We start from the raw sequence: 17,796 nt of genomic DNA, 5'->3' as shown, positions 1-17,796 counted from the left end.
CGCCGCCGCCCATCCTGCACCCCACTTGCACAGGGACAAGGCTCCTCCATGCGTCATTTTTTTCTTCTGTTTGCTCTACTGGTTTCCGGTCTGGCTCAGGCCGGAAACAATCCGTTCGAGTCCAAGCCGGACTTTTTACCCGTCGACAAGGCATTCGTACTCACCTCAGAGCGTCTGGACTCGGGCGAAACCCAGCTGTTCTGGCAGATCACTGACGGCTACTACCTGTATCAGAAACGCCTGAAATTCGACGGACTGGCCGCCGACCAGCAGCCAGTGTTGCCTGAAGGCGAATCCCACAGCGATGAGTTTTTCGGCGAGCAGCCGGTCTATCGCCAAGGCCTGGAAGTGAAAATCCCGGCGGCGGCCAGCGGGCAGATCAAGGTCAGTTATCAGGGCTGCGCCGATGCCGGTCTGTGCTATCCACCGCAAACCCGGGTGATTGACCTGGGTGGCAAAGCCGCAGCAACAACAGGCGCTGAAGCCCCGGATCAGGCTTTGGCCAGCAGTCTGCAACAACGGGCGCTGGGCTGGAGTCTGCTGGTGTTCTTCGGACTCGGCCTGCTGTTGGCGTTTACTCCGTGTTCGCTGCCGATGCTGCCGATTCTCGCCGGGATGATTGTCGGCAGTGGCGCCACACCACGGCGCGGGTTTGCCTTGGCCAGCAGCTACGTGATCTGCATGGCACTGGTCTATGCGGCGATGGGCGTGATTGCTGCGCTGCTCGGTGCGAACCTGCAGGCGTGGTTGCAGAATCCTTGGTTGCTCGGTGCGTTTGCCGCCATTTTCGTAGTGCTGGCATTGCCGATGTTCGGCTTCTTCGAGCTGCAACTGCCGGTGGCCCTGCGTGATCGCATTGAACATGCGTCGCGCAGCCGCAGCGGCGGCAGCCTGATCGGCGCCGGTGTGCTGGGCGCATTGTCCGGTCTGTTGGTCGGGCCGTGCATGACCGCGCCACTGGCGGGCGCGCTGCTATACATCGCGCAGAGCGGTAACGCGTTGCACGGCGGTCTGATTCTGTTTGCACTGGGCATCGGCATCGGTGTGCCGCTGTTGCTGCTGGTCACTGTGGGCAACCGTTTCCTGCCAAAACCCGGCGCGTGGATGAATCTGCTCAAGGGCATATTCGGCTTCCTCTTTCTTGCCACTGCATTGTTGATGCTGCGCCCGGTACTGGATCCGTCGTTGTGGCTGGGGCTGTGCGGCGCTCTGCTGTTGATCGCCGCTTACAGCGCCTGGAAACAATCCGCAGGGTTTGGCCGCGTCGCGCAGATGTTTGGCGCCCTGTCCTTGCTGCTCGGTTTGTGGGGCAGCTTGTTAGTGATCGGTGCGGCGGGCGGCAGCGATGATCCGTATCAGCCATTACAGGTCTACAGCGCCGGCCCTGTCGCCAGCGCGGCGCCGACGGGTCACGATGCCTTCAGCACAATCAAGGAACCGGCCGCCCTGCAACGCGAACTCGACGCGGCCAAGGCTCAGGGCCAGTGGGTGTTGCTCGATTACTACGCCGACTGGTGCGTGTCGTGCAAGGTCATGGAGAAGAAGGTGTTCGGTGAGGCCAAGGTCATGCAGGCCCTGAGCGATGTGCGCCTGCTGCGCCTGGATGTGACCGCCGACAACGCTGCGAGCCGTGAGCTGCTCAGTCGCTATAAAGTGCCGGGGCCGCCGACGTTCATCTGGATCGGCGCTGACGGCGAAGAACGCCGCAGCCAGCGCATCACCGGCGAGGTCGATGCCGATACCTTCCTGCAACGCTGGTCCGCCACCCGAGATGCCAACTGATGCTGACGTTCACCCTCGGCACCTTCGCCATCGCGCTCAACCACCTGCTGCTGATCAGTGCTCTGGCGCTGGCGACATTTGTCGGCTGGCGAGTGGCCAAGCGCGGCGGCGATAACCCCGAGTCAGCGCTGTTCAGCCTGTTCTTGCTGGGCATGCTCGCGGCGCGCATTGCGTTTGTCGCGCTGTACTGGTCGCACTATCGCAATGACCCGTGGCAGATCATCGATCTGCGCGACGGCGGTTTCCTCGCTTGGCCCGGAGTGATCGTGCTGCTGCTGGCGGCGTTGTATCGCGGCTGGCGCCGGCCCGCTTTGCGTCGACCGTTGGGCTTCGGCGTGGTCAGTGGCGTGGCGTTCTGGCTGCTTGCCACCCTGTCGCTGAATATCTACGAACAGGGTACGCGCCTGCCGGATATATCCCTGCGCAACGCCGCTGGCGAAACCATCAAGCTCAGTGAGTATCAGGGCGGCCCGCTGGTGATCAACCTCTGGGCGACCTGGTGCCCGCCGTGCCGGCGAGAAATGCCGGTGCTGGAAAACGCCCAGCAACAGCGCCCTGATCTGACGTTCTTGTTCGTCAATCAGGCCGAGAGCATGCAAAGCGTGGCCACGTTCCTGGAAACCCAAGGCCTGAGCCTGAACAACGTGCTGTTCGACCGCCGCGGCCGTCTCGGTCAGGCCGTGGGCTCCATGGCGTTACCGACTACGCTGTTCTATAGCCCGGACGGTCGCTTGCTGACCAGTCATCTCGGTGAACTGTCGAACGCCAGCCTCGCCCGCGCCCTGGAAACCTTCGACACTTCGCCTTCAAGCCCGAATCAGGCCGTTGCCCCGGCCAACTCTGCAAGGAAACTGCCATGCCCCGCCTCCGCCACCTGCTGACGCTGACTCTGGGCACTGCCCTGCTGCACTTGCCGTCGGTGCAGGCTGCTGAAGAACTGCCCGCCGCAATCAAAAAGATCGAAGCCAAGGGCGCGAAAATCGTCGGCCAGTTCGACGCCCCCGATGGCCTGCGCGGGTACGCCGCGCAATACCAGAATCGCGGCATGGCGCTATACCTGACCCCGGACGGCAAACACGTCCTCGTGGGTAATCTGTACGACGCCGACGGCAAGGACCTGAGCAGCGAGCCTTTGCAGAAACTGGTCTACGCGCCGATGTCCAAGGAAGTCTGGGGCAAGTTCGAGGCGAGCAACTGGATTCAGGACGGCAACAAGGATGCACCGCGCACGGTGTACCTGTTCAGCGATCCGAACTGCCCGTACTGCAACATGTTCTGGGAACAGGCGCGGCCATGGGTCAAGGCCGGCAAAGTGCAATTGCGCCACATCATGGTCGGCATCATCCGCGAAGACAGCCCGGGCAAATCAGCCGCACTGCTGGCGGCGAAAGACCCGGCCAAGGCCCTGGAAGATCATGAAAAGGCCGGCAAGGGCAGCGCGCTCAAGGCCTTGAAAGACATTCCGGTCGCCGTGCAAAGCAAACTCGCGGCCAACATGCAGTTGATGGAAGACCTCGAACTGCAAGCCACCCCGGCGATTTTCTACCTGGACGACAAAGGCGAACTGCAACAACAGCAAGGCGCGCCTTCGCCGGACAAGCTGGTGAAGATTCTCGGGCCTAAGTAGTTTTTCCTTTGCCTGAACCGGCCCCTTCGCGAGCAGGCTCGCTCCCACAGAAATTGCATTCATGCTGAAGGAATGCGATTAACTGTGGGAGCGAGCCTGCTCGCGAATGAAGCTCACTTGGTGTGTCAGTTGCGCTCGGCCAGAAACGCCAGCAGTGCCTCAGTCACAAACCCGGGATTCTCCAGATTGGAGATATGCCCCGCCTCCGGTACCAGCACGCACGGGCAACCGATCAATTCAGCCATTTCCCGGGCTTCCGAGGGTGGTCGCGGTTTGTCCTGATCGCCGCAGAGCACCAGTGTCGTCTCCGGGTTCAGCTCGCTCAGGCGTGGCAACAGATCGTTGCGGCCAAACGTGATGCGGCCCATAGGCACGATGCTGTCGCGCAGACGCTCTGGCGAATAGCCCTGCAGTTTTGCGCGGAAGTCCTGATACAGCGCCGACTGCGGGTCGATGCCCGGGCGGAAGAAGATCGGCACGACGATGTCGAGCAGTTGTTCGGAGATGGTGCCGCAGTCTTCGATCTGCTTGAACAGCGAGAAGTAATACTGCCGGGTCGGTTCCGGTTCGACGCCGACGTAGGTGTCCATCAGCACCAGGCCGTTGAGACGTTGCGGTGCGGACAGTGCCAAACGCGCGCCCCACATGCCGCCGACGGATAGTCCGACGAGGGTGACGCGATCAATGTCCAGATGATCAAGCAAGGCCTGCGCCTGTCGGGCAATGTCGTCCAGCGAGGTGGTGCCTTCGGGTAACTTGCCGGACTCGCCATGCCCCCACAGATCCACGGCAATGACGCGATAGTGCGGGGTCAGCGCGGCGATCTGCGGCGCCCACATCGCCTGGTCCCAAAGGTAACTGCCGGCCAGCAACACGGCGGGGCCGGTGCCTTGATCAATGTAGTGCAGTGCTTGTCCGTCAACCGTGAAAAAGGGCATCGACCACCTCCGCGAGAAAAAACAGAACCGGCAGACTGAGCTGCCGGTTGTTGATCGTCAAGGATGGAAATGTACAGCAATGTACAGACGCCATTCGCGAGCAGGCTCGCTCCCACACGGGATTTGTGAACACCACAGATCCCGTGTGGGAGCGAGCCTGCTCGCGAAGAGGCCGGCCCAGGCGCTGAAGAACTACAACCCCTCCAACTCCGCCATCAGATCATTCAACCGATCAACCTTCTCCTCCGTAATGTCGCTGGCCGCCAGTCCATCAATGTATTCGGCCAGTTCCTCCACCGTGCTGCATTCGAACATTGCGCGCAGCGGCACGTTGCGTTGCAGGGCTTTTTGTACCCGCGATGCAATTTGCGTAGCCAGCAGCGAATGCCCGCCCAGTTCGAAGAAATTGTCGCGCACGCCGACCTTTTCCACTTTCAGCACCTCAGCCCAGATATCAACCAGGGTCTGCTCCAGCTCGTTGCGCGGGGCCAGATAATCCTCGCTCTGCAACTGACCGATCTCCAGCGTTGGCAAGGCTTTGCGGTCGAGTTTGCCGTTAGCGTTGAGTGGCATCTGCTCCAGCCACAGCCAGTGCAGCGGCACCATGTATTCCGGCAGTTCGGCGCGCAGGCGCTGCTTGATCCGCTCCAGGCGTTCACCCGGATTGAGCGCTGCATCGGCCGCGACCAGGTAGCCCACCAGATGCTTGCCGTTGACGCCCTCCTGCACACCCACCGCCGCTTCGCGCACTTCCGGCTGTTCATGCAGGCGCGCTTCGATTTCACCGAGCTCGATGCGGTAACCGCGAATCTTCACTTGATGATCGACCCGGCCGACGTATTCCAGCACGCCGTCGGTGCGCCGCCGTGCCAGGTCACCGGTGCGGTACAGGCGTTCGCCCGGCGCGCCGAACGGATTCGGCACAAACACCGGCGCGGTGCGCAGCGGATCGCTGACATAACCGCGACCGACGCCGGTCCCGGCGACACACAACTCACCCACCGCGCCCAAAGGCACCAGTTCCAGCGCGCCATCGACCAGGAACAGCAAGTTATTGTCGGTCGGCGTGCCAATCGGCAAATAGCTGCCGCGCGTCGACGCCATGTCGACACGGAAGAACGCCACGTCATCGGAGCATTCCGCCGGGCCGTAAGCATTGACCAGACCAATGTCCGGGTAACGCAGCAGCCATTGATGGGCCAGTTCCGGCGGCATCGCTTCACCGGTCGGCAACATCCAGCGCAAGCCGTCGAGGCTCAGGCGCTCGGAGCCGAGCATGCCCTGAATCAGCGACGGCACACTTTCCAGCACGGTGATGCCCTGCGCCTGTACATGTGCCAGCAGACCTTGCGGATCGTGGGCAATCGCATTCGGTACGATGTCGACCCGCGCGCCGAACAACGGCGCGGCGAGGAACTGCCAGACGGAAATGTCGAAGCTTTGCGAGGCGGTCTGCGCGATCACATCGGCCGCGCTCAAGTCGAGGTACGGACGTTTGCTCAACTGATTGTTGAGCATGCCGCGCTGCTCGACCATCACGCCTTTTGGCAGCCCGGTCGAACCCGAGGTATAGATCACGTAAGCGAGATTGTCCGGGCCGCTGTGAATACCGAGATTGTGCGTCGCTGCCACCGATGCCTGGACCTCTTCCCATATCAGCAGGCGCGGACGATTCGAACAGCCAAACTCTTCGAGCAAGGTCTGCGCCTGCTCAAGGCAGGCTGCGCTGCACACCAGCAACGGCGTGCGGCTCAGCTCGATGATGCGGCTCAGGCGCTGGCTCGGCAGACCCGGGTCCAGCGGCAGGTAACCGGCACCGGCCTTGAAGCTGCCGATGATCATGCCGAGCAGGTCGAGATTACGCTCGGCCAGCAGCGCCACCGGTTGATCCATGCGCACACCGGCAGCGACCAGGGCATGGCCGAGGCGGTTGGCGTTGTGGTTCAGCTCGGCGTAGCTAAGTTGCTCGTCAAGGCAACTGGCGGCAACGCGCTGCGGATGCGCCGCGACCTGCGCTTCGAACAACGCCACGTAGCTTTGCTCCAGCGGATAGTCATGGCCGCTCTGGTTGCAACCGTGCAGCAGGAAGTCGCGCTCTTCGTCGCCCAGCAGCGGCAAATCGGCCATGTCGCCATGGAAGCCGTCGACCAGCGCCAGCAGCAGGCGCTTGAACTCACTGAGCATGCGCTCGACCGTCGATTCGTCGAAGTAGCGCTGGTCATACGACAAATGCAGGCCAAGGTCGTCGCCCGGGTAACACACCGCCGTCAGCGGGAAATTGGTGTGGGTGCGGCCGGAATCCGAGCTCGCATTCAGGCTCTGTGCACGATCAAGCACCGAGACTTCCACCGGGGCGTTTTCGAACACGAAGAGGCTGTCGAACAGCGGCTGGCCTTTGGGCAATTCGCTCTGTTCCTGGATATTCACCAGCGGCAGGTATTCGTACTCGCGCAGTTGCATGTTGCTGTCGAGCAACGCGCTGAGCCATTGACGCACACTGCTGCGCTGATCGTCCGCCGGCATCTTCACGCGCAGGGCGATGCTGTTGATGAACAGGCCGACGGTGCGCTGCATTTCCGGCATCTCCACCGGCCGCCCGGCCACAGTCACGCCGAAGAGCACGTCGCGATCGCCGCTCAGGCACCGCAAAACCAGAGCCCACGCAGCCTGGGCGAAAGTGTTGACGGTCAGTTGATGTGCCTGCGCCAGTTCCCGCAGCCGTGCGCCGTCCTCGACATTGAGGCGGGTGTAGCGGTCGCCGACGATCATGCCGCCGCTTTCACCAGCGTGTTCGCGCAGGAACGGCCGGTCGCTCGGGATCGGCGTGGTGCGCTCGAAGCCTTGCAGATTCTGCCGCCACCACTGCCGCGCCTCGGCCAGGTTCTGGCGTTGCAGCCAGCCGATGTAATCGCGATAACGCGGCGGCACGCTCAACTGCGCTTCGCGACCTTCACCGAGGGCGGTATAGATCTCGAAGAAGTCGTTCATCAGCAGCGAACGGCACCAGGCGTCGATGAGGATGTGGTGGTTGCTCATCATGAACCAGTAACGCGCCGCGCCGACCTTGATCAGGCGCAGGTGGAACGGCGCCTGATTGAGCAGATCGAACCCGGCTTCGCGCTCGCTTTTCAGCAGCGCTTGCAGCTGTGGTTCCTGCTCGGTTTCGGCGACGGCGCTCCAGTCCAGATACTCGATCGGCGTGCGCCCCGGCGTGTGGATCACTTGCAGCATGTCTTCGCCAACGTTCCAGCAGAACGAAGCGCGCAATGCTTCATGACGAGCGACCACCGCTTGCCAGGCCTGGGCGAAACGCTCGGGGTCGAGCTCGCTGTTGATGCGATATCGATCCTGCATGTAGTACAGACCGGTGCCCGGCTCGAGCAAGGTATGCAGGAGCATGCCTTCCTGCATCGGTGTCAGCGGGTAGACATCTTCGATGTGCGCGGCTGGCACCGGCAGCGCATCGAGTTGCGCCTGAGTCAGTCTGGCCAGCGGGAAGTCCGATGGCGTCAGGCCGCCGGCTTCGTCTTGCAGACAATGGGCGATCAGGCTTTGCAACTCACCGAGGTAGGCGTCGGCCAGATCGTTAATGGTTTGCGCCTCATAACGCTTGGCACTGAAAGTCCAGCGCAGCAGCAGTTCTCCACCGTAAACCTGACTGTCGACACTCAGCTCGTTGGGCAACGGCGCCTGCGGATCGTGGGCTGCACCGATTGGCTCATCCAGCGGACGGAATAGCGCATCGCTGCCGAAGCTCTGGTCGAACTGGCCGAGGTAGTTGAAGGTGACCTGCGCCTGCGGCAGCGCGGCCATGCTCTGCCGGCAGCCGTCATCGGCCAGATAACGCAACACGCCATAACCGAGACCTTTGTGCGGAACGGCGCGCAATTGTTCTTTGATCGCCTTGATCGAAGCGCCCTGCCCGGCGGCCTCTTCGATATTTTGCGGAGTCAGGCGCAGCGGATAAGCGCTGGTGAACCAACCGACGGTGCGGGTCAGGTCGATCTCGTCGAACAGGGTTTCGCGACCGTGGCCTTCCAGTTGAATCAGTGCCGAGGGCTGGCCGCTCCAGCGGCACAGCACACGGGCCAGCGCGGTCAGCAGCAGGTCGTTGACCTGAGTGCGATAAGCGCTCGGTGCCTGTTGCAGCAACTGTCGGGTGCGCTCGGCATCGAGGCGTACGCTGACGGTTTGCGCATGGCGATTCTGCCTGCCGCCCTGCGGGTTTTCGCAAGGCAGATCAGCGCTTGGCCCGGCCAGTTGCGCTTGCCACCAACCGAGTTCTTCACGCAGGGATTCGCTGCCGGCATAAGCCTGCAAACGCGCGGCCCAGTCCTTGAAGGCGCTGGTTTTCGCCGGCAGTTTCAGCGGTTGCGCAGCGTCGAGTTGGCGATAAGCGGTTTGCAGATCATCCAGCAACACGCGCCAGGAAACGCCGTCGACGACCAAGTGGTGGATGGCGATGAACAGGCGTTGCTGAACATCCGCAACATCGACCAGCACCGCGCGCAGTAACGGGCCGTTGCGCAGATGCAGACTGCGTTGCGCGTCGGCGAACAGAGATTCGCACCGATCCAGCGAATCGACGCCGACTTGCCTGAGCACATCCTCATTCGTCAGCGCTTGATGCGTCGCTTGCCATGCATCATCGGTTTCAGTGAAACGCAGACGCAGCGCATCGTGCTGCTCGGTCACGGCCAGCAAAGCTTGCTGCAATCGTTGCGGCTCGAGGCGCACAGTCGGTTCCAGCAACAGCGCCTGATTCCAGTGCTGACGCTGGGGAATGTCCGTATCGAAGAACCAGTGCTGAATCGGTGTCAGGCGCGACTCGCCGACCACCAGGCCCTGCTCGGCCGTCACTTGCTGGGTGCGGCTGGCCACGGCGGCGAGCGTTTGCACGGTCTGATGCTGGAACAGGTCGCGCGGGCTGAAATGAATGCCCTGCTGACGCGCGCGGCTGACCACCTGAATCGACAGAATCGAGTCGCCGCCGAGTTCGAAGAAGTTATCGTTGAGGCCGACCTGCCTGACGTTAAGCACATCGCACCAGATCTGCGCCAGGGTCTGCTCCAGCTCGTTACTTGGCGCAACGTAGTCCTGACGATTCAACTCGGGATCGGGCGCCGGCAAAGCGCGGCGGTCGAGTTTGCCGTTGGCGGTCAGCGGCATGCTTGCCAGCAGCATCAGGTGGGTCGGAACCATGTAGTCCGGCAGTTGCGCCTTGAGGTGCGACTTGAGCGCTTCGCGCAGTTCCGCCTGTTGCGCTTCGCCGTGTCCGGCGACATCGGTAACGAGGTAACCCACCAACTGCTTGCCACTCGGCGCATCCAGCGCCAGCACCACTGCTTCGCGGACCGAAGGATGATCGAGCAGGCGCGTTTCGATTTCGCCCAGTTCGATGCGGAAACCACGGATTTTTACTTGATGGTCTATCCGGCCCAGATACTCGACCAGACCATCGGCACGCTGGCGCACCAGGTCGCCGGTGCGATACATGCGCCCGCCATCAGCGGCAAACGGGTCAGCGACAAAACGCTCTGCGCTGATGCCCGGACGGTCGTGATAGGCCTGGGCCAGACCGGCGCCGCCGACAAACAATTCACCGGTCGCGCCTTGCGGCACCAAGGCCAGATCGGCGTCGAGAATGTAGGCGACTCGCGACCCGATCACGCTACCGATCGGCACACTGCCGGCGCCCTCTTCCAGTACCTGCGGCGCCAGACTGGCCAGCGGCATGACCACGGTTTCAGTCGGGCCGTAAGCATTGAAAAACTGCGCCGGTTGGAATGCCGCGCGGATGCGCTGTAGATGCTCGCCCGTCAGCGCTTCACCGCCGGTGATGATCATGCGCACCGGCAGGACGTCATTCTGCGTGGCAAGGAACTGCGCCAACTGGCTGCCGTAGCTCGGCGTGAAGCCGAGGACGTTGATTCGATGCGTGCGAATCAAACCGCAGATTTCTTCCGCGTCCCACTGCCCTTGCGCCCGCAGCACCACCTGCGCACCGCTGAGCAGCGGCACCAGCAAACGTTCGGTGGCGGCGTCGAAGTTGATCGAATAGAAATGCAGTTCACAGTCGTCCGGGCGCATGCCGAAGCGTTCGATCACGGCTTGGCAGTGCATGGCAATTTCGCCGTGGGAGACCACCACGCCTTTCGGTTTGCCGGTCGAGCCCGAGGTGTAAATCAAGTAGGCCTGATGTTGCGGCAGGCTGATAAACGGCAACTCGCTGGCCGGATAGTCGGCCAATCCCGGGCTGTCGTCTTCCAGACACCAGCGCGCCACGCCCGATGGCAAATCACCCAGGGCCTGGAGCATCGCCCGATCGCTGAGCAGCAGACCGATGCGGCTGTCTTCGATCATGTAATGCAGACGGTCGAGCGGGTACTCCGGATCCAGCGGCACATAGGCGCCGCCAGCCTTGAGAATCGCCAGCAGGCCGATGACCATTTCCAGCGAACGCTCCAGCGCCAGACCGACCCGCACTTGCGGGCCGACGCCGCGCTCACGCAGCGCCCAGGCCAGACGATTGGCCCGGGCATCGAGTTCGGCGTAGCTCAGGGTCTGCCCGGCGAAGGTCAGCGCCGGCGCGTCTTTGCGCGCCAGTGCCTGTTCGGCAAACAGATGATGGATGCACTGGTCGAGACGATGTTCGCCCGGCTCGACGCCAAGGCTGTCGAGCAGGTGCTGTTGCTCGGTGTTGTCGAGCAACGGCAGTTCGCTGAGGCGTTGCTGCGGATCAGCGATCAACGCTTCAAGCAGGTTGCGCCAATGCCTGGCCATGCGTTCGATGGTCGGTTCGTCGAACAGATCGGTGCTGTAAGTCAGGCAGCAGCCGAGGCGATGGTCGAGGTCGGTGACTTCCAGATTGAGATCGAACTTGGTCGCCCGCGCATCGTTGGCCAGATACTCGACTGTCATCCCAGCGAGCGTGCGGCTCTGCTGGAATTCCCAGCGCTGCACGTTGCACATCACCTGGAACAGCGGGTTGTAAGCCGCGCTGCGTGGCGGCTGCAAGGCTTCGACCAGATGATCGAACGGCAGATCCTGATGGGACTGGCCTTCGATCACGGTGTGGCGCACCTGCTCGAACAGTTCGCCGACCGACATCTGCCCATCGAGCTGGCAACGCAGCACCTGGGTGTTGAGAAACGCACCGATCAGCCCTTCGCTTTCCGGGCGGATGCGGTTGGCCACCGGCGCGCCGATGCGCAGGTCGGTCTGGCCGCTGTAGCGGTAGAGCAATGTGGCGAGCGCGGCGGTCATGGTCATGAACAGGGTCAGACCGTTTTGCGCATTGAACGCCCGCACCCGCGCAGCGAGATCGTCGCTCAGATCGAAACGGAACAGCTCGCCCTGATGGCTCTGCACCGGTGGACGCGGACGGTCGCCGGGCAGTTCCAGCAGCGGATGTTCGCGACCGAGTTGCGCGGTCCAGTAATCGAGCTGGCGCTGGCGCTCGCCGGACTCCAGCCACTGACGCTGCCAGACGCTGTAGTCGAGGTATTGCACCGGCAGCGGCGCGAGCGGTGATTCGCGCTCATCGACGAACGCTTCATACAGCGCACTGAGTTCGCGGGCAAAGATGTCCATCGCCCAGCCTTCGGTGACGATGTGGTGCAGGGTCAGGACGAAGTAATGCTCGTGCTCGGCAGTCTTGACCAGGCAGGCGCGCAGCAGCGGTCCGGTTTCCAGATTGAACGGCTGGTGCGCTTCTGCATCGGCCAGTTGCTGGACTTGTAGCTCCCGGACTTCTGCCGGCAGGCTGGAGAAATCCTTCCAGCCCATGCGCACGCCGGTCTCGGCATGCACCTGTTGGCGGGCGACGCCATCGACACTTGGGAATGTGGTGCGCAGGGTTTCGTGGCGCAGGATCAGCGCCTGCAACGCCGCCTCGAAATGCTCGACATGCAGCACGCCGCGCAAGCGCGCCATGCCGCCGACGTTGTACGCCGGGCTGTCCGGTTCCATCTGCCAGAGGAACCACATGCGCTGCTGCGAATAGGACAGCGGCACCGCTTGGCTGCGGTCGACTGTGCCGATCGGCAACTGTTGGTTGGTGCGGCCGCTGACCTGGATCAGGCGAATCTGTTCGGCGTAATCGCCCAATTCGCTGTGCTCGAACAATGTGCGCAGCGGCAGTTCGACGTCACAGGCCTGACGTGTGCGCGAAATGATTTGCGTGGCCAGTAGCGAGTGACCGCCGAGGGCGAAGAAATCATCAAGCAGGCCAACCTGCTTCAGACCCAGCACTTCGCGCCAGATCGCGGCGATTTGTTGCTCCAGTTCGCTGACCGGTTCGACGTGTTCACGCACCTGCCATTGCGGCTCGGGCAAGGCGCGGCGATCGAGTTTGCCGCTGGGACTCAACGGCATCGCATCAAGGCGCAGCAATTGTGCGGGCACCATGTATTCCGGCAGCTCAGCGGCCAAAGCGTTGTTCAATCGAGCGATTTGTTGGTCGGCATTTTCCTGCGGATCGCTCGCCGTGAAGTAGCCGATCAGTTGTCCACCGGCAGCGGTTTCGCGCACCAGCACCACGGCCTGGGCGACGCCATTTTGCGCCAGCAGTCGCGCCTGGATTTCTTCCGGTTCGACGCGAAAGCCACGCAGTTTGACCTGCTGATCGAGACGGCCGAGGTATTCGATCACGCCATCCGAGGACCAGCGCGCACGGTCGCCGGTGCGGTACAAGCGGGCGCCCTGCTCGCCCAGTGGGTCGACGACGAAGCGTTCAGCGGTCAACGCCGGCCGGCCGAGATAACCACGGGCCAGACCGATGCCGCTGATGCACAGTTCGCCCGGCACGCCCGCCGGTACTGGATTGAGATCGGCATCGAGAATGCGGCAGATCACATTGCCCAGCGGCCGGCCAATCGGCGAGCGCTCGCCATCGGCGGCACTGCAATGCCAATGGGTGACGTTGATCGCGGTTTCGGTCGGGCCGTAGCGGTTGTGTAACTGCACCGCCGGCAGTTGCGTCAGCACACGGTTGCGCAACTCGGCGGGCAAGGCTTCACCGCCGGAAAACACCCGGCGCAGGCTCGTACACTCGGCACTCAGCGGCTCGTCGATGAACAGCGCCAGCAGCGGCGGAACGAAGTGCAGCGTGGTCACGCCGTATTGCTGGACCCGTTGCGCGATGCGATGCGGGTCGCGGTGCTCGCCGGGGGCGGCAAGCAGCAGACGCGCGCCGGTGATCAGCGGCCAGAAGCATTCCCACACCGAGACGTCGAAACTGATCGGCGCTTTTTGCATCAGCACGTCGGTTTCGTCGAGGCGGTAACTGTCCTGCATCCATTGCAGGCGCTCGGCCAGCGCGGCGTGGGTGTTGCCGACGCCTTTCGGTTGCCCGGTGGAACCCGAGGTGTAAATCACGTAGGCGAGGTTGTCGCCGTGCAGGTGCAGGCCCGGTGCCTGGCTCGGCCATTTATCCAGGTGCAGCGCATCCATGGCGATCACGCTGACGCCGTCGCTGGCCGGCAAACGCTCGAGCAATTGCGTCTGGGTCAGGAGCAGTTCGACGCCGCTGTCGCGGAGCATGTAGGCGAGGCGTTCGGCCGGATAATCCGGATCAAGCGGCACATAGGCGCCGCCGGCCTTGATGATCGCCAGTAGACCGATCAGCAGTTGCGGCGAACGCTCGGCGGCAATGGCCACGCACACGTCCGGGCCAACGCCTTTGTCGCGCAGGTAATGGGCGAGGCGGTTGGCTTGCGCGTGCAGCTCGGCAAAATCCAGACTACCGCCGTCCCACACCAGCGCGGTGCGTTGCGGGGTGTTGCGCAATTGTTGCTCGAGCAGTTCCGGCAGCCAGTGTTGCGCCGGGGTGCACGGAGCGACGCTCCAGTCCTTCTGCTGATTCTGCTCGGCGGCGGTCGGCAAGCGCAGATCGCCGATGGCCTGCTGTGGCTGTTCGCAGACCTCGCTGAGCAGATTGTGGAAATGCTCGGCCAGGCGCTCGATGGTCGCAGCATCGAACAGTTCGCTGGCGTAGTCGAACGCCAAGCTCAGGCGGCCGTTGCGATCCTCTTCGCTGTGCAATTGCAGATCGAACTTGGCCTCGCGGCTGTGCCACGGCAGTTCTTCGGCGAGCAGACCCGGCAGGCGCTTGAGTGCACTGAGGTCGCGCTGCTGATGGTTGAACATGACCTGGAACAGTCCCTGTTCGCGGGCCTGCGGGAAAGCTTCGAGCAGTTGTTCGAAGGGCAGATCCTGATGGGCCTGGGCGCCGAGTGCGGCCTGGCGGGTCTGGTTCAGCAACTCGGCAAATGTCAGGCGCGAATCGATTTGCGCACGCAACACCTGGGTATTGATGAAGAAGCCGATCAGGCTTTGGGTTTCCAGGCGCGGACGGTTGGCGTTGGGCACGCCGATGCGAATGTCGCGCTGACCACTGTAGCGGTGCAGCAAACTTTGCAACGCAGCGAGCAGAAGCATGAACGGCGTGGCTTCGTGGGCCTGCGCAGTCTGGCGAATCGCCTCGCTGAGTTTGCTACTCAAGCGCACGCTGTGGCGCGCGGCGCTGTGGTTGTGTCTGGCCGAGCGCGGGTGATCGGTAGCCAGTTCCAATGGCGGATGTTGTTCGCCCAACTGCGCTTTCCAGTACGCCAGTTGCCGCTCGCCCTCGCCTTGCGCCAGCCATTGCCGCTGCCAGTTGCCGTAGTCGGCGTATTGCACCGGCAGCGCTGCCAGCGTCGCCGTTGCACCTTGGGTAGCGGCGGCATAGAGGCGCGAGAATTCGTCGAGGAGGATATTCAGCGACCAGCCGTCAGCGATGATGTGATGCAGGGTCACCAGCAACTGATGCTCTTCATCATCGAGACGCACCAGTGTCACCGCCAGCAACGGGCCTTTTTCCAGATCGAACCGAGTGCGCGCCTCGTCTTCGCGAATCTGCTCGGCACAGGCTTCACGCTCGGGCGCTGGCAGGTCGCTGATGTCGATCAGTTGCAGGTCGAATTCGGCAGCGGCAAGCACTTGCTGCAATGCCACACCGTCGCGTTCGAAGAAACGTGTGCGCAGTGATTCATGGCGTTCGATCAGTTGCTGGAAGCTGCTGCGCACGGCATCTTCGTCCAGCTCGCCACGCAGGCGCAGGCCGCCGGGAATGTTGTAGGCGCTGCTCTGTGGATCGAGTTGCCAAGTGATCCACAGACGGTTTTGTGCCAGCGACTGCGGCATCGGCTCACTGCGCGACAACGTGCTGATTGCATCTTGGGCGCTGCCGCCAGTCTGTTGCTGCTGCGCCAGGCCGGCGGCGAAAGCGGAGAGGGTTGGCGCTTCGAACAGCAGGCGCAGGCTCAGCTCGACACCGAGTGCTTCGCGAACCCGCGCGACCACTTGCGTGGCGGCGATCGAGTTGCCGCCTAGCAGGAAGAAATGGTCGTCGCCACTGACCTGCTTGACGTTGAGTTGCTCGGCCCAGATTTGCCCGATCAACGCCTCAAGATCCGAAGTGCTGCTGGTCGCGGTTTCCGTTGCGGCTGTGATCGGAGGGAACAGCGCGTAACTGTCGAGACCGCCATCGGCCAGACGGTTGCGGCACGCCGAGCGCTGCAGTTTGCCGCTGGAGGTTTTCGGCAACGCGCCCGGATTGAGCAGCACCACCACGCTTGGCGCCTCCTGATACGCCTCGGCCACGGCTTGGCGAATGGCTTTGATCAGCGCATCTGGCGCAAGGATTTTCTGCACGCTACGGCTGATTTCCGCAGCGATGCCAATGCCCTCTTCGCCGTTGTGGTTGACCGCGAACGCCGCCACGCGGCCCTTGCGCACCACTTCGACTTCGCGCTCGACGGTCTGCTCGATGTCCTGCGGGTAGAGGTTGTGGCCACGGACGATGAGCATATCTTTCAGGCGCCCGGTGACGAACAGTTCGCCCTCACGGATAAAACCCAAGTCGCCGGTGCGCAACCAGGTGCGGCCGGCGTGCTGAACAAAAGTCTTGGCGCTGGCTTCGGGGTTGCGCCAGTAACCGTGGGCGATGCTCGGGCCGGCGGCCCAGACTTCGCCGACGGCGTTATCGGCGAGTTCTTCGAGGGTATTGGGTTCGACGATCAGCACCGCGTGCTCAGGCTGGCTGATGCCGCAACTCATGACCGCGCTGCCGTCGCCCGGCTCGGCGCGGTTTTGCGCCAGCGCCTGATCGTCCACACGCAACGCCGGGATGCCGGTGCCGCGCGGTGTGCCAGCGACAAACAGGGTCGCCTCGGCCAGACCGTACGAGGCCATGAAACTGTTGTCGCTGAAACCGCAAGCAGCGAATTTTTCGGCGAAGCGCTCGAGGGTATCGAGACGGATCGGCTCGGAACCGGAATAGGCCACGCGCCAACGGCTCAGATCGAGGCGCTCAAGGGCCGATTCGCTGACCCGCTCACTGCACAAACGGTAGGCGAAATCCGGGCCGCCGCTGATGGTGCCGCCGTATTCGGCAATCGCTTCCAGCCAGCGCAACGGCCGGCCGAGGAAGTAGGCCGGCGACATCAGAATGCACGGCACGCCGCTGAAAATCGGTTGCAGCAGGCCACCGATCAAACCCATGTCGTGATACAGCGGCAACCAGCTGACGATGACGTCGTCCGGGTTGACGTCGATGCCGAAACCGTGACGGATCAGCAGTTCGTTGGCGACCAGATTGCCGTGGCTGACCTGCACGCCCTTGGGCAGCGCGGTGGAGCCGGAAGTGTATTGCAGAAAGGCGATGTGTTCGGGCGGCAGGCTCGGCTCAATCCAGCGTTCAGCCAGTGCGCTGTCGAGGGTGTCGACACACAACAGCGGCGGCGCGCCGTCGATTTGTTGCAAGGCATCGCGCAGGTCGGCGCTGGTCAGCAACAGCGTGGGCTCGGCGTCGGCGATGATCGACAGCAAACGCTCCTGATGATGACGACGCGCGGATTCCGGCGGATAGGCCGGCACCGCAATCACACCGGCATACAGGCAGCCGAAAAACGCCGCGACGTAATCCGCGCCACTGGGAAACAGCAGCACCGCACGCTCACCGAATCCAGCCTGAGCCTGCAACGCAGCGGCGATGGTGCGCGCGCGTTGATCCAGTTCCCGATAGCTAAGCACCACAGCCTGCTCCGGGTTTTCGGCGAGAAAACGCAAGGCCAGTCGGTCCGGCGTCAGGGCCGCGCGACGCTTGAGGGCATGGACCAGGGTGCTGGGGAGTTCGAACGCGTCGGTCATGAGGTTTCCTGCCTGAATTCGGCTTGCAAGTGGAATCGGGTGGCTGCGTCACACCTGTCGAGAGGCGTGCGGGGCGCGGTCTGTGCCGACCACGCTGGGCATCGGAATGCGCTGAGGCCGGGGATCTGCACCCGGGCCATTCACCAATGAGAACGGATGGAGTAGGGAAATAATTAGTCGGCAGGCGCGACGTCCAGCGGGGCTGGGGTGCGGCGGCGTGTCGCAGTTGGCAAAACACATCGCCTTACAGCAATACCT

The 17,796-nt window shown here is 62.9% G+C and carries 5 protein-coding genes; 3 read left to right on the top strand and 2 right to left on the bottom strand.

Annotated elements, in window-relative coordinates; translation table 11 throughout:
* The first annotated feature begins 48 nt into the window (after positions 1 to 48).
* The 3 genes from dsbD to dsbG are packed head-to-tail and all read left to right on the top strand — an operon-like array spanning position 49 to position 3,409.
* Positions 49 to 1,782 carry a protein-disulfide reductase DsbD gene (gene dsbD / locus KVG85_RS02575; protein WP_217862900.1) on the top strand — a complete coding sequence of 578 codons (1,734 nt, stop codon included), beginning with the start codon at positions 49 to 51 and terminating at the stop codon, positions 1,780 to 1,782.
* Positions 1,782 to 2,663, top strand: a complete 882-nt coding sequence (locus KVG85_RS02570; RefSeq protein ID WP_071173088.1) for a TlpA disulfide reductase family protein — start codon at positions 1,782 to 1,784, stop codon at positions 2,661 to 2,663. Before dsbD ends, KVG85_RS02570 begins: the two co-directional genes overlap by 1 nt.
* The gene (gene dsbG, locus KVG85_RS02565) at positions 2,639 to 3,409 is read left to right on the top strand and encodes a thiol:disulfide interchange protein DsbG (RefSeq protein ID WP_217862899.1); all 771 of its coding nucleotides are present in this window, start codon (positions 2,639 to 2,641) and stop codon (positions 3,407 to 3,409) included. Before KVG85_RS02570 ends, dsbG begins: the two co-directional genes overlap by 25 nt.
* A gap of 125 nt (positions 3,410 to 3,534) precedes the next feature.
* On the opposite strand, the gene KVG85_RS02560 is transcribed toward dsbG, so the two are convergent.
* Complete coding sequence (locus tag KVG85_RS02560) at positions 3,535 to 4,347, bottom strand: alpha/beta fold hydrolase (RefSeq protein ID WP_217862898.1); 813 nt, start codon at positions 4,345 to 4,347, stop codon at positions 3,535 to 3,537.
* A gap of 192 nt (positions 4,348 to 4,539) precedes the next feature.
* Entirely contained in the window at positions 4,540 to 17,538 is a 12,999-nt protein-coding gene (locus KVG85_RS02555) for a non-ribosomal peptide synthetase (protein WP_217862897.1), read from the bottom strand.
* Positions 17,539 to 17,796: the final 258 nt, after the last annotated feature.

It is taken from the genome of Pseudomonas triticicola (assembly GCF_019145375.1).
Classification (GTDB): Bacteria; Pseudomonadota; Gammaproteobacteria; order Pseudomonadales; family Pseudomonadaceae; genus Aquipseudomonas; species Aquipseudomonas triticicola.
Note: the sequence above shows the minus strand (reverse complement) of the source record. Positions and strands in the feature narration are given on the sequence as shown.